Here is a 13,776-nt window from a genome sequence, read left to right as displayed (position 1 = left end):
CCCCCCCCCCCCCCCCCCCCCCCCCCCCCCCCCCCCCCCCCCCCCCCCCTCTCTGACTGCCTTGGGGGCAGGGGAGGCCGTGTCGGGGGAGGGAGTTACCCCACAAAGGGGAAGATGAAGGCGCCCAGGACCCCGCAGCCCACCATCACCCAGATGGGGTTGGGTTTCCACTTGCGCAGGACGAAGAGGGCGGCGGCAAACATCGCGGCGCAGATCCAGTCGACGCTGGCGGGCGACCAGCTCACCGCGCCCCCCTGCCAGAGGGAGAGGATGAGGATGGACAGCCCCGCCGAGGCGATGAGGGCCACCACCGCCGGCCGCAGCCCCTTTAAAATCGCCTGCATGGCGTCGAGCTGGCGGTATTTGGTGTAGATTTTGGCCAGGGCGATGACGATGATGCAGGAGGGGATCACGCAGCCGATGGTGGCGACGATGGAGCCCCAGAACCCGGCGATGTGGGTGCCCACGAAGGTGGCCGAGTTGATGGCCACCGGCCCGGGGGTCATCTGGGAGATGGTGATGATGTCGGCGAACTGGGTCATGTCCAGCCAGTGGTGCAGGGTGACCACCTGGTTTTGGATCAGCCGCATGGAGGCGTAGCCGCCCCCAAAGCTGAACAGGCCGATTTGGAAGAAACTCCACAGCAGCTGCAGGTAGATCATTTGGACACCTCCCCGCTCTTTTTCTGCCGGAAGCAGAGAAAGCCGATGAGGCCGCAGGCCAGCACGATGAAGGCCACGTTGACGTTGAAGACGTAGGTCGCCACAAAGGCGGCCGCCATCATCAGGATGGAGAGGATGTTCTTCTCCTTGGCGACCCCCCAGCCCATGGTGACGGTGACGTCGACAATGACCGCCGCCACCCCGGCCTGCATCCCCCGCAGGACGTTGGCCACCACCTGGTTGGCCCGAAAGGCCTGGTAGAACAGGGAGATCACCGAGAGGATGATCAGGGGGGGCAACACCGTGCCCACAATGGCCACCAGGGCCCCCAACATCCCCGCCAGGCGGTAGCCGATGATGATGGCCGCGTTGACGGCGATGGGCCCGGGGGAGGACTGGGCGATGGCCGTCAAGTCGAGCATCTCGTCCTCCTCTAGCCAGTGGTACTGCTGCACGAACTTCTTGCGCATCAGAGGGATGATGACATACCCGCCGCCAAAGGTAAAGGCGCTGAGGGTGAAGGTGGAAGAAAACAGCTTCCAGTAAAACCGCAAATCTCTCTTTGCCAACTGCATGGCCTCCTCTTTCTCTTTTCACCCCCAGTATACGCCTTGCATTTTAATAAGTAAAATAATATAATTTTATAAGATAAATATCGAATTGCTTATGAAAAGGAGGGGGGCGGGATGACCCTGCGCCACCTGCGCATCTTCACAGCGGTCTGCCAGTGCGGCAGCGCCACCGAGGCGGCCCGCCGCCTCTACATGACCCAGCCGGCGGTGAGCCTGGCCATCTCGGAGTTGGAGAGCCACTACGGCGTCCGGCTCTTCGACCGCATCTCCCGGCGGCTGCACATCACCGAGCCGGGGCGGCAGTTGCTGGCCCGGGCCGGACAGATCCTCGACCTCATCGACCAGCTGGAGGAGGAGATGCCCGGCGGCCGGGGCGGCCGGCTGCGCATCGGCGCCAGCATCACCGCCGGCAGCGAGTTCCTCCCCGGCTGCGTGGAGCAGTTTTCCGCCGCTTGGCCGGAGGTGGAGGTGCAGGTGCGGGTGGACAGCAGCGAGACCATCGAGGATCTCTTGCTGGAAAACCGGCTGGATCTGGGGCTGATGGACGGCCCCGCCCGGGACGGCCAGCTGGCCGCCCACCCCTTTTTGGAGGACGAGCTGGGCCTTTTCTGCTGCCCCGGGCACCCGCTGCTGGCCCGCCAGCCCCTGCCGCCGGCCGAGCTGGCCCGCCAGCCCCTCCTGCTGCGGGAGGCGGGCAGCGGCGCCCGCAAGGTCTTTGAGAGCGCCCTCATCACCCGGGGGATGGAGGTGAGCCCCGCCTGGGAGTCCAGCTCCACCCGGGCGCTGAAGGAGGCCGCCCGCCAGGGGCTGGGGATCGCCGTGCTGCCGGTGCGGCTGGCCGCAGAAGAGCTGGCCTCCGGCGCCCTCTGCCGCCTGGCGGTGGAGGGGATGCCCCTGGTGCGCAACCTCTGCGCGGTCTATCACAAAAACAAGTACCTGACCCCGGCGGCCACCGCCTTTTTGGAAATCTGCACCGGCGCAAAAAGCGGCCCCCCCAAAGGGCCGGGGCGCCAGGGGGCCGGGGGACGCGATCAGCTGGTATTTTACTGCAACAGGCCCTCCAACTCCTGGCGGCTCTCCGCCCAGACGCCCTGCAACAGGTGTTGTTGCTCCTCTTCCGGCAGGGCGCTGAGGGTCACCTCCCCGCAGAGTTCGGGCTGTCCGGAGCCGCCGGTATAGACGGCCAGCTGCCCGTTCTCCACCCGCAGAAGATAGCGGGAAGGGGCCTCGGCCTGCATAGAGTCGGCGCCGCGGTGCCATCCTACCAACAAGCTGGAAAGAAATAGGGCCGCGCAGCAGAGAAAAGCGGTCACGGTCGAGAGAATCCACCGGTTTTTCGTCACATCAATCACCTCTCGAGTCCAGTATTCTCTTAAAAATAAATGAATATGCAGGAAAATCGGTTTAACAAAATCGACGGTATATGCTATAATAACTTACCATTGGAAGGAGGTTATGCTTGTGCCCAACCAAAAATCGCCGGACGGCGGCAAGTCCCCGTCGGATAAGAAGAAGGGAACCACCAAGCAGACCGCCGCAAACGCCGCCTCGAAAAAGGGCCAGAAGGGCCCCAAGCGGAAACTGCGGGAGAGAAAATGGTTCAAGGTCTGCCTGACGGTATTCTTTATTCTGGTGATCGTGGTGTCCATTGCGGCCACCTCTTTTATGATGTACGTCTTCAGCACCATGAAAAACGACGACCAGATCTTGAGCCTGGAAAATGTAAAGCTGGCCTTTACCACCATTGTATACGGCAAAGACGGGTCGGGTGAAGAGGTGGAAGTGACCCGCCTCAACTCGGCCGAAAACCGCATCTGGGTGGACTATGAGAACATCCCTGAAAACATGATCCACGCCGTGGTGGCGGTGGAGGACGAGCGCTTTTACAAGCACCACGGGGTGGACTGGAAGCGCACCATCGCCGCCACCGTCAACGAGGTCATCCCCATCTACAAGGGGCGGCCGGGCGGTTCCACCATCACCCAGCAGCTCATCAAAAACATCACCCACGACAAGTCCACCAACTTTTTGGAGGGGTATGCCCGCAAGGCGCGGGAGATCTTCCGCGCCCTGAACCTGGAGAAGATGTACTCGAAAGAGGACATCCTGGAGGCCTACCTCAACACCTTCCACCTGGGCAACAACACCGACGGGGTGCAGGCGGCGGCCTATGTCTACTTCGGCAAGGACGTGTCTGAACTCTCCCTGGTGGAGTGCGCCGCCATCGCCGGCATGACCCAGAGCCCCACCGAGTACAACCCCTTTATCAACCCCGAGAACAACAAGACCCGGCGGGACTACGTGCTCAGCAAGATGCTGGAACTGGGCTACATCACCCAGGAGGAATACGACGAGGCGGTCAACACCGAGCCCGAGTTCAAGAGCGAGGAGTACGCCGCCAACGCCCAGAAGATCGAGAGCTACTTCACCGACTACATGATCGACGATGTCATCGATCACCTGATGGAGAAATACGGCTACACCAAGGAGGAGGCCACCAACTACCTCTACACCGGCGGCCTGCGCATCTACTCCACCGTGGACACCTCGATCCAGGGCACCCTGGAGTCGGTCTACGAAAACGACAAGAGTTTCCCCAACGTGTCCAGAAAAGAGACCGTCACCGACGAGGAGGGCAACAAGAGCGAGGTCACCATCCGCCCCGAGTCGGCGGCGGTGGTGATGGACTTCGAGGGCAACATCCTGGGCCTGGTGGGCGGCCGGGGCGAAAAGACGGTCAACCGGGCCCTCAACCGGGCGGTGGTGGCCGGCCGCTCCAACGGCTCCACCATGAAACCCCTGGCGGCCTACGGGCCGGCCATCGAGCAGGATCTGATCACCTACTCCACCGTCATGGACGACTCCCCGGTCAAGACCCTCAATGGCCGCCCCTGGCCCAAGAACTACTACGCGGGCTACAAGGGGAAGATGACCGCCGAGACCGCCCTGAAAAAGTCGGTCAACACCGTGGCGGTGCGGACCATCCAGAAAGTCGGCGCCAAAAACAGCTATGAGTTCTTGAAGGAAAAGCTGGGGATCACCACCCTCACCGAGAGCGATGTGGACGACAGCCTGGCCCTGGGGATGCTGACGGACGGCATCTCCCCCCTGGAGGTGACGGCCGCCTACGCCGTCTTCGGCAACGGCGGGGTCTACTACGAGCCCCGCACCTACACCCGTGTGGAGGACCAGTTCGGCAACGTGGTGCTCGACGGCAGCGAGTTCGGCAGCAACCGCGCCTTCTCCGAGTCCACCGCCAAGGTGACAAACCAGATGCTCCAGCAGGTCCTGCAGTCGGGGGGCACTGCTGCCTCGTTCCGCTACGGCTCCATGCCCTTGGCGGGCAAGACCGGCACCACCGACTCCGACACCGACAACCACTTGCCCCGGGACGTGTGGTTTGTGGGGATGAACCCCTACTACGTGACCGGCGTCTGGTGGGGCTACGACTCCAAGTACGGCGTGTCCGAGAGCGGCTATCCCCCCGCCGCCGTCTGGAAGAATATCATGAGCCAGATCAGCTCCGGCAAGGCCTACAAGAACTTCCCCAACGCCTCCGGCGTGGTGCAGAAGACCTACTGCGTTAAGAGCGGGCTGCTGGCCTCCGACAAGTGCACCGAGACCGCGGTGGGCTGGTACAAGACCTCCAACATCCCCGAGACCTGTTCCGGGGTGCACGAGGGCGATCCCCCGGTAGAGGAGGAGCAAAAACCGCAGAGCAGCTCGGCGGCCTCGTCGAGCGGGTCCAGTTCGGCCAGTTCCAGCGCCTCCAGCTCTTCCAACTCCTCCAGTTCGGCCAGCTCTTCCAACAAGCCGGTGGTGCCGCCGGTGAGTTCCAGCCAGGCGGCCCCCAAGCAGTGATTTCCCCCGCCTGGGAGCGGGCGGCACACAGCTGAAAATGTTTTGAGGACCGGGCGGCAGCCAAGCCGCCCGGCCCTCTTTTTTGAAGCCTTGGCCCCCAAAATCTCCGCCCCCGCCAGGGGAGACAGGTGCTTTGGCACAAGGCCTCCTGAAAAGAAGGGCGCCGAAGGTGCAAAAGAAAGGCATTCTTTGGGCATGGACGACGCGGAGTGAGACCCGACAGGAACGGTTTACCGGCGGCGGTGCGATGTGGAATTTCGATGCCCCTTGAGGGGCGAAGCCCGTGCCCTGTCCTTTTCGGGCTGGCGAACCGCTGGTTTTACTGGGGGAAATTTATCGGGAGCCCCCGACGGTGATACCGCCCGTCCTCACCCCCCAATCCGCCATTTTTTTGGGGGAATCGCCGAAGTCAACAAAAGGAAACGAGTTTTGGAGGGTTTCGGCAAAAAAATGGTTGTCAATTTGGGCAGATGGCGCTATACTGTATCTTACAGAAAAACAACAGTGTTTGTGAGGTGGACTTATGCAGGACACACCCAAGTTTCTGCTGGTGGATACCGGGGCCCTGCCCCCGGTGTTTTTAAAGGTGGTGGAGGCCAAGGAGATGCTGGCCCAGGGCCTTGCCAAAAATTCCAGCGAGGCGGTAAAGAAGGTGGGCATCTCCCGCAGCGCCTTCTACAAGTACAAAGACCGGGTCTACCGCCCGGCGGGGGACAGCCGGCAGCTGTGCACCTTCTCCTTCTCCCTGCGGGATGAGCCGGGGGTCCTCTCCCGGGTCATCAACACCATCGCAAACAGCGGCGCCAACATCCTCACCATTAACCAATCCATCCCCATCGACGGGGTCGCCCCGGTGACCATCTCCTTTCGCATGGGCAGCGCCTGCCTCCCGCTGGAGGAGCTGACCGAGGAGATCGGGCAGTTGGGTGGGATCGTGGAATTAAAGCAATTGTTAGGAGAGTAGCAAATGATACAGGTAGCAATCATCGGGTACGGCACCGTTGGCTCCGGTGTGGCCGAGGTCATTGAGAGAAACGCCGAGGGCATTGCCCGCAAGGCTGGGCAGCCCATCGCCGTCAAATACATCTGCGACATCCGCGACTTCCCCGGCGACCCCAACGAGGGGAAGCTCTGCAAGGATTTCGGGGTGGTCTTAAAAGACCCCGAGGTCTCGGTGGTGGTGGAGTCCATCGGCGGGCTGAAACCCGCCTACCAGTTTGTAAAGGACAGCCTGCTGGCCGGCAAGAGCGTGGTCACCTCCAACAAGGAGCTGGTGGCCACCCACGGCTGGGAGCTGCTGCAGATCGCCAAGGAGAGGGGGATCCAGTTCCTCTTTGAGGCCAGCGTGGGGGGCGGCACCCCCATCATCCGCCCCATCTACCAGTGCATGGCGGCCAACGAATTCACCGAGATCGCCGGCATCCTCAACGGCACCACCAACTTCATGCTCACCAAGATGAAGCGGGAGGACCTCTCCTTTGACGAGGCGCTGAAGCTGGCCCAGAGCTTGGGGTACGCCGAGACCACCGACCCCTCGGCCGACGTGGACGGACACGACGCCTGCCGCAAAATCTGCATCCTCGGCTCCCTGGCCTTTGGGCGGCACATCTTCCCCGCCCAGGTGCCCACCGAGGGGATCCGCGCCATCACCACCGCCGACATGGCGGCCGCCGAGCGCCTGGGCTACGCCATCAAACTCATCGGCCGGGCCAAGCGGCTGGAGGACGGGCGGGTGCTGGCCGAGGTCTGCCCGGCCCTGCTGCCGGGGGAGAGCCAGCTGGCCTCGGTGAGCGACGTGTACAACGGCATCCTGGTGCGCTCTGACATGCTGGGCGACGTCCTCTTTTACGGCCGGGGGGCGGGCAAGCTGCCCACCGCCAGCGCCGTGGTCAGCGACATCATCGACTGCGTCAAGAGCGAGGACGTCCACCGCACCCTCTTCTGGGTCAAGAGCGAGGAGGAATTCCTGGCCGACCCGGCGGAGGACGTGCTGCGCCGCTACCTGCGGCTGGAGGGCGGCACCCAGGAGGCCCTCTCCAAGGCCGTGGCCGCCGCCTTTGGCGCGCCCGAACTGGTGCAGCCCAGCGGGGAGGGGATCGTCTGCATCCTCCCCGCCCAGAGCGGCAAGGCATTTGCCACCGGCATCGCCGCCCTGCCCGATTGGGCCAAGGTGGCCACCGCCCTGAAGGTGCTGCCCTACTGATCCGGCGCCCCGCGAGGGGATGCAAATTTTGACCATTGGAGGGACTCATTCGTGATCCACATCACCGTGCCGGCCACCAGCGCCAACATCGGCGCAGGCTTTGACTCGCTGGGGCTGGCCCTCAATTTGCAAAATGAAATTTATATGGAGGAGTGGGACGGCCCGGCCATCTCCTCCCGCGACGGGCGGCCCGTCCCCACTGGGGAGGATAATCTCATCTACCGCACCGCCAAGGCCCTGTATCAGCGGGTGGGCCGCCCCTTTCGGGGGCTGCGCATCGAGCAGGTCAACAACATCCCTATGACCCGGGGGCTGGGCAGCAGCTCGGCCTGCATCGTGGGGGGGCTGTTGGGGGCCAACACCCTGCTGGGCGAGCCCCTTGCCAGAGACGAGCTGGTGGACATGGCCGCCCACCTGGAGGGACACCCCGACAACTCCACCCCGGCCATCCTGGGGGGCTTTGTCTCCGCCGTGCTCGAGGAGGAGCACGTCTACTACGTGAAAAAGGAACTGGACGAGGGGATGCACTTTGCGGCTTTTATCCCCAATTTCAGCCTCTCCACCGAGGTGGCCCGGGCGGCGCTGCCGCCCCAGGTCAGCCACAAGGACGCGGTCTACAACCTCTCCCGGGCGGCGCTGATGGCCACCTCCATCTGCACCGGCAAGCTGGAAAACATCCGGGTCGCGGCGGGGGACCGGCTGCACCAGCCCTACCGGCTGGGGCTGATCGAGGGGGGGCAGCGGGTCTTCGACATCGCCTACGAGTGCGGGGCCCTGGCGGTCTTTGTCAGCGGCGCCGGCCCCACCATCCTCGCCCTGGTGGATGCGCAGAACGCCGCCTTTGGCGACCGGGCGGCCGCCCTGCTCCAGGCCCAGCGGGAGACCCGGGCCTTTGAACTGGTCAAACTTCGCCCCGACAATCAGGGGGCAACGGTGCGCGTCTGCGAATAGATATAAGAGTGATGAGAAGAAAGAGGAGGGATTCCCATGGCTTTGGTCGTGCAGAAATTCGGCGGTAGCTCGGTGCGGGATGCCGAGCGGGTGCGCAATGTGGCGCAGATCGTCACGGACACTTACAAGGCGGGCAACAGTGTGGTGGTGGTGGTCTCCGCCCAGGGGGACACCACCGACGACTTGATCGAAAAGGCGGCGGAACTCAACCCCAACGCCTCCAAGCGGGAGATGGATATGCTCCTCTCCAGCGGGGAGCAGCAGAGCTGTGCCCTGCTGGCCATGACCATTGAGGCCATGGGCTACCCGGCCATCTCCCTGACCGGCTGGCAGGCGGGCTTTTTCACCACCAGCAACTACTCCAACGCCCGCATCCACCGGGTGGACACCGAGCGGCTGCAGGCCGAGTTGGACCGGCGCAGCATCGTGGTGGTGGCCGGCTTTCAGGGGCTCAACAAGTTCGACGACATCACCACCCTGGGCCGGGGCGGCTCCGACACCTCGGCGGTGGCGCTGGCGGCCTCGCTCCACGCCGACACCTGCCAGATCTACACCGACGTGGACGGGGTCTACACCGCCGACCCCCGCAAGGTGAAAAACGCAAAGAAACTCGACGAGATCTCCTTTGACGAGATGTTGGAGCTGGCCACCCTGGGCGCCCAGGTGCTGCACAACCGCTCGGTGGAGATGGCGAAAAAATTTGGGGTGCAGATCGAAGTGCTCTCCAGCCTGAGCCGGGTGCCGGGCACCATTGTGAAGGAGGATGTAAAGATGGAAAAGATGTTGATCAAGGGCGTGGCCAAGGACGAGCACGTGGTGCGCATCACGGTGGACGGGGTGGCGGACCAGCCGGGCACCGCCTTCAAGATTTTCTCCCTGCTCTCCAACCACAAGATCAACGTGGACATCATTTTGCAGACCCCCCCGAAGGACGGCTTCCAGGCCATCAGCTTCACCATCTCCGACGACCAGAAGGACGAGGCCCTGGCGGTGCTGGAGCGGCACGGCCACCGCTACCCCGGCGCCAAGATCTACAGCGAGGACGACATCGCCAAGGTCTCCATCGTGGGGGCGGGGATGCAGTCCAACCCCGGCGTGGCCGCCGACATGTTCGCCGCCCTGGGGGATGCGGGCGTCAACATCAAGATGATCTCCACCAGCGAAATCAAGATTTCGGTCATCATCGACCGGGCGGACGCCGACCGGGCAGTCTCCGCCATCCACAGCGCCTTTTACGACTGATCGGGAGAGAAAAGAGGGGGGTATCCCCCTCTTTTTTTGTGGCAACTCTAGTGCCCTACCCCCCGATTTTGCCGGGGAGACAGATCGCTTTCCGCACAGGGCTCCCTGAAAGAAAGGGCCGGAGGTACAAAAGGAAAAGCGATTTTGGGGATGGATGGCACAAAACGGCATCCGAAATTTCCGGTTTGCCGGCGGCGCGCGCAGTGCAAACAAAAATCTGCGATGCCCCCTTGCGGGACTGAGCCGGTGTGACGCCCCAACAGGGCCGATGCAAGCCGTCCATTTTGCCGGTGGTTTCGATTGGCAAAATGCCCTGTTGCGGGCAGGGCGCACACAGAGAGGAGAGAGATGAAGTGGGCGATATAAGACCATTGGCGGTGGGTCTATCGCCGTTCTGGAAGGGGCGCAGGGGGCCATCTGTGACCTGCCGTTCGCCCGGGACGTGATTGCGGCGACGGCAATTGGAGTGGGGTGTCACAGGCTCGCCATCGAGAAGGGAGCCCTCGCCGGATCCTTTTTTGACCTCCATACCGGATTGGCGGGCGAAGTGTTGGAGAAGTTTGTCCAGTACCGGGTGCAGGTGGCCATCTGGGGGATCATTCGGGGGATGCCGGCAAAGTCCTGAGGGACTTTATGCGCGAGAGCAACCGGGGGAGGGCGGTCTTTTTTGCCGACAGCGGGGAAGGGGCCCCTGTGCAAACTGGGACGGCCCACCTCGGAGAGATAGAGCGGCCGTCTTTGCCGAAACAAAAAGCCACCCGGATGGGTGGCTTTTTTGCGATTGAGAGGGGCCGAGCGGCCGCCGCCCTTTTTCGCTGGTTTTAGGGATTTGCAGCGCGGCCCCGCAAACGGGCTCCGTTTGCTTGGCGGCACCGGCCTTGCCAAAGCGCTGCGTTGGCATTTGCTCTGCAAACCGGCTGCCGCCATTTCGCTAGTTTTTCAGGCTCTGCAGCGGGGCCGGGATGCGGCCGCCGCGGGCGATCATCTTGGCGGGGGAGGCGTAGTTGACCTTCATGATGGGGGCGCTGCCGAAGAGGCCGCCGAATTCCAGCTCTTCGCCCTCCTTTTTGCCGATGGCGGGGATGATCCGCACGGCGGTGGTCTTGGAGTTGACCATCCCGATGGCGGCTTCGTCGGCGATGATGGCGCTCAAGATGTCGGCGGAGGTGTCGCCGGGCACGGCGATCATGTCCAGCCCCACCGAGCAGACGGCGGTCATGGCCTCCAGCTTTTCCAGCAGCAGACAGCCAGAGCGGGCGGCGTCGATCATCCCCGCGTCCTCCGACACCGGGATAAAGGCGCCCGAGAGGCCGCCCACAGCGGAGGAGGCCATGACCCCGCCCTTCTTCACCGCGTCGTTGAGCATGGCCAGGGCGGCGGTGGTGCCGTGGGCGCCGCACTGCTCCAGCCCGATTTCCTCCAGAATGTGGGCCACGCTGTCCCCCACCGCCGGGGTGGGGGCGAGGGAGAGGTCCACAATGCCGAAGGGCACCCCCAGGGCGCGGGAGGCCTCGGCCCCCACCAGCTGGCCCATGCGGGTGATTTTAAAGGCGGTCTTTTTGATCAGGTCGGCCACGTCGGTCAGGTCGCCCCCCTCCATCTTGGAGAGGGCGGCCCGCACCACGCCGGGGCCGGAGACCCCCACGTGGATGACGCAGTCGGGCTCGCCCACCCCGTGGAAGGCGCCGGCCATAAAGGGGTTGTCCTCCGGCGCGTTGCAGAAGACCACCAGTTTGGAGGGGCCCACGCAGTCGCGGTCGGCGGTGTTCTCGGCGCTCTGGCGGATGATCTGGCCCATCAGCCGGACGGCGTCCATGTTGATGCCCGCCTTGGTGGAGCCGATGTTGACCGACGAGCAGAGCCGGTCGGTGACCCGCAGCGCCTCGGGGATGGACTCGATGAGCTCCAAATCGCCGGGGCCAAAGCCCTTTTGCACCAGGGCGCTGTACCCGCCGATGAAGTTGACCCCCACCGTCTCGGCACAGCGCTGCAGGGTGCGGGCGTACTTCACCGGGTCGCCGCCGCTGGCCCCCAGCAGCATGGCGATGGGGGTGACCGAGATGCGCTTGTTGATGATGGGAATGCCGTACTTGCCCTCAATCTCCTCCCCCACCTTGACCAGGTCGCGGGCGCGGGTGGTGATTTTTTGGTAGATCTTTTCGCAGGAGCGGTCGATGTCGGAATCGGCGCAGTCCAGCAGGGAGATGCCCATGGTGATGGTGCGGATGTCCAGGCTCTCCTCCTGGATCATCTTGATGGTCTCGAGTATTTCGTTGGTGCTGATCATGAGCCGCCCTCCCTAAATGCGGTGCATCGAGTTGAAGATGTCCTCGTGCATCAGGTTGATTTGCAGGCCCCGCTCCTGGCCCAGGGTCTCCAGGCGGGCGCGCAGCTCGGAGAGCTCCAGGTTGCACTTGGAGATGTCCACCACCATGATCATGGCGAAGATGTCCCCCAGGATGGACTGGGTCACGTCCTGCACGTTGGCGTTGGCCTCGGCGCAGACGGTGCTGACGGCCGCCAGGATGCCCACGGTGTCCTTGCCGATAACAGAGATAACAGCTTTCATCTTTTCTTCCTCACTTTGCTTCTATTTTGAAAGGCCGCCCGCCGGGGCGGCGAACAGACGGGTGACGGGGGTCAGACCGAAATGGCCTCCACCGCCTCTAAAAAGGTTTTGGAGCCCATGTCGCCGGGCATGGCGAAGGCCCCGCCCGAGAGGGTGACGTCGGTGATGACGGCGCACTCGGGGGCGCAGACCCGCTTGAACTGCGAGGCGCAAAACCGCTTGTAGAAGAGGCCCAGCTTCTCCTTGATATAGGCGCCGGTATAGCGCTCGCCAAAGGCCGCGCAGGCGTAGTAGAAGATCTTCTCCGGCGACAGGCCGTAGCGCAGGTGGTGGTAGAGGATGAAGTCCAGCAGGTCGTACTCCCCCAAAATCTCCTCGGTCTTCTGGGCGATGTTGCCGAACTTGTCGGGGGGGAGCAGCTCCGGGCTGACCGGGGTGTCCAGGATGTCCTGAATGAAGGGGGCGGCCTTGGCAAAACGCTCCTTTAGCCGCCGGCAGACGGCCCGCACCAGGGTCTTGGGCAGGCAGATGTTGACGTTGAAGTTGGCCAGGGCGTCGCCGCCGAAGGTGCAAAAGCCCAGCGCGGCCTCCGACAGGTCGCCGGTCCCCACCACCAGGGCACCGGTCTCGTTGGCGATGTCCAGGCAAATTTGGGTGCGCTCCCTGGCCTGGGCGTTTTCAAAGGTGACGTTGTGATTTTGGGGGTCGTGGCCGATGTCGGCAAAGTGCGCCTCCACCGCCGGGCCGATGGGGATTTTGCGCAGTTTTGCGCCCACCGCCTCGCAGAGCTTTTCGGCGTTTGACTTGGTGCGCTGCGAGGTGCCAAAGCCGGGCATGGTCACCGCGGTGACGGCCGAGCGGGGCAGCCCCAGCCGGTCGCAGGCCCCGACTGCCACCAGCAGTGCCAGGGTGGAGTCCAGCCCGCCGGAGAGGGCCACCACCAGCCCCTTGATGCCGGTGTTCTCCATCCGCACCGCCAGGCTCTTGACCTGCAGGGAGAACAGCTCGTCGAGCTGCTCGGGGCGGGTGATGAAGGGGTTTTGCCCCAGGGGGCGCAGCAACTTTTTGCCGCCGGTGCGCACCGGCACCGAGAGGGCGGGCTCAGGCCGTGGGAAGGCGGGGAGGGTTTGCCCCCGCCGGTACCCGGCGATGATGTCCAGATCCACATCGCAGACGGCCGCGGGGGGCCCGCTCACCGCCTGGGCAAAGGCCAGCAGCCGGTCGCATTCGAAGACGGCGGTCTGGGCGGTGAAGAGCCGGGGGGCGGACGAGTCCCCCTCCCCCCCCTGGGAGAGGACACAGCAGACCCCCAGGGCGGCGCTGACCTCCTTGATTTGGCGCAGCACCCGGTCGCCGTAACCCAGCCGGTCAGGCTCGCAGGCGCAGAGGAGGAGGAGGTCGGCCCCGCTCTCCGCGATCTCCCGCGCGTAGAGAGAGAGGTGCGCCGGGTCGCCGAAGAAGAGGGCGGCGGTGCCGCCGCCCACCGAGAAGGTCGGGAGGGGGCGGCCCAGTTCGGTCTCGGCGGGGAGGTCCAGCAGCAGCTGTCCCTCCCGGTAGAGGTAGGCGCGCTCCCCGCCGGGGGCGGGGGCGGTGAAGAGGAACAGTCCCCCCAGCGCCGCCAGCTTGGCGCCGAGATAGGGGTGCAGCTCCCCGGCCGTGGTTGGGGGGGGGGGGGGGGGGGGGGGGGGGGGGGGGGGGGGGGGGGGGGGGGGGGGG

At 64.2% G+C, this 13,776-nt stretch carries 12 protein-coding genes; 7 read left to right on the top strand and 5 right to left on the bottom strand.

All coding sequences use genetic code 11. From position 1 onward, the window contains the following. Positions 1-95: 95 nt before the first annotated feature. Both ACTNAU_RS13015 and ACTNAU_RS13010 read right to left on the bottom strand, forming a co-directional pair. Positions 96-662, bottom strand: coding sequence for a chromate transporter (locus ACTNAU_RS13015; protein WP_216401782.1), 567 nt, complete (start codon positions 660-662; stop codon positions 96-98). Beyond that, positions 659-1,231 carry a chromate transporter gene (locus ACTNAU_RS13010; RefSeq protein WP_438820430.1) on the bottom strand — a complete coding sequence of 191 codons (573 nt, stop codon included), beginning with the start codon at positions 1,229-1,231 and terminating at the stop codon, positions 659-661. Before ACTNAU_RS13010 ends, ACTNAU_RS13015 begins: the two co-directional genes overlap by 4 nt. Before the next feature lie 117 nt (positions 1,232-1,348). Here ACTNAU_RS13010 and ACTNAU_RS13005 point away from each other — a divergent pair, with 117 nt between their 5' ends. The 7 genes from ACTNAU_RS13005 to ACTNAU_RS12975 all read left to right on the top strand — a co-directional run bounded on the left by ACTNAU_RS13005 (position 1,349) and on the right by ACTNAU_RS12975 (position 10,116). Further along, positions 1,349-2,413, top strand: coding sequence for a LysR family transcriptional regulator (locus tag ACTNAU_RS13005; protein WP_441098653.1), 1,065 nt, complete (start codon positions 1,349-1,351; stop codon positions 2,411-2,413). A 282-nt stretch (positions 2,414-2,695) separates the two neighbouring features. After that, the gene (locus ACTNAU_RS13000) at positions 2,696-5,095 is read left to right on the top strand and encodes a transglycosylase domain-containing protein (protein ID WP_441098652.1); all 2,400 of its coding nucleotides are present in this window, start codon (positions 2,696-2,698) and stop codon (positions 5,093-5,095) included. Between the two features lie 523 nt (positions 5,096-5,618). Then, a complete protein-coding gene (locus ACTNAU_RS12995; RefSeq protein ID WP_021661525.1) occupies positions 5,619-6,059 on the top strand; it encodes an ACT domain-containing protein in 441 nt (146 codons plus the stop codon). Positions 6,060-6,062: 3 nt separating this feature from the next. Then, positions 6,063-7,298, top strand: a complete 1,236-nt coding sequence (locus ACTNAU_RS12990) for a homoserine dehydrogenase (protein WP_441098651.1) — start codon at positions 6,063-6,065, stop codon at positions 7,296-7,298. Between the two features lie 51 nt (positions 7,299-7,349). Further along, a complete protein-coding gene (thrB, locus tag ACTNAU_RS12985) occupies positions 7,350-8,249 on the top strand; it encodes a homoserine kinase (RefSeq protein ID WP_441098650.1) in 900 nt (299 codons plus the stop codon). Between the two features lie 36 nt (positions 8,250-8,285). Continuing rightward, the gene (locus ACTNAU_RS12980; RefSeq protein ID WP_185914868.1) at positions 8,286-9,491 is read left to right on the top strand and encodes an aspartate kinase; all 1,206 of its coding nucleotides are present in this window, start codon (positions 8,286-8,288) and stop codon (positions 9,489-9,491) included. A gap of 370 nt (positions 9,492-9,861) precedes the next feature. Next, positions 9,862-10,116, top strand: a complete 255-nt coding sequence (locus ACTNAU_RS12975; RefSeq protein ID WP_441098654.1) for a DUF4180 domain-containing protein — start codon at positions 9,862-9,864, stop codon at positions 10,114-10,116. A gap of 306 nt (positions 10,117-10,422) precedes the next feature. Here ACTNAU_RS12975 and ACTNAU_RS12970 read toward each other — a convergent pair whose 3' ends face one another. The 3 genes from ACTNAU_RS12970 to nadE all read right to left on the bottom strand — a co-directional run. After that, complete coding sequence (locus tag ACTNAU_RS12970) at positions 10,423-11,778, bottom strand: PFL family protein (RefSeq protein ID WP_021661518.1); 1,356 nt, start codon at positions 11,776-11,778, stop codon at positions 10,423-10,425. Between the two features lie 12 nt (positions 11,779-11,790). Continuing rightward, positions 11,791-12,060, bottom strand: a complete 270-nt coding sequence (locus ACTNAU_RS12965) for an ACT domain-containing protein (RefSeq protein ID WP_021661517.1) — start codon at positions 12,058-12,060, stop codon at positions 11,791-11,793. Between the two features lie 71 nt (positions 12,061-12,131). Continuing rightward, positions 12,132-13,776, bottom strand: a 1,645-nt coding sequence (nadE, locus tag ACTNAU_RS12960) for an NAD(+) synthase (protein WP_441098649.1), incomplete at its 5' end; no start/stop codon positions are given.

The organism is Bittarella sp. HCP28S3_D9, from assembly GCF_052065655.1.
Lineage (GTDB): Bacteria > Bacillota > Clostridia > Oscillospirales > Ruminococcaceae > Bittarella > Bittarella massiliensis.
The sequence above is the reverse complement of the archived record's forward strand: the minus strand, read 5'-3'. Positions and strand labels throughout refer to the sequence as shown.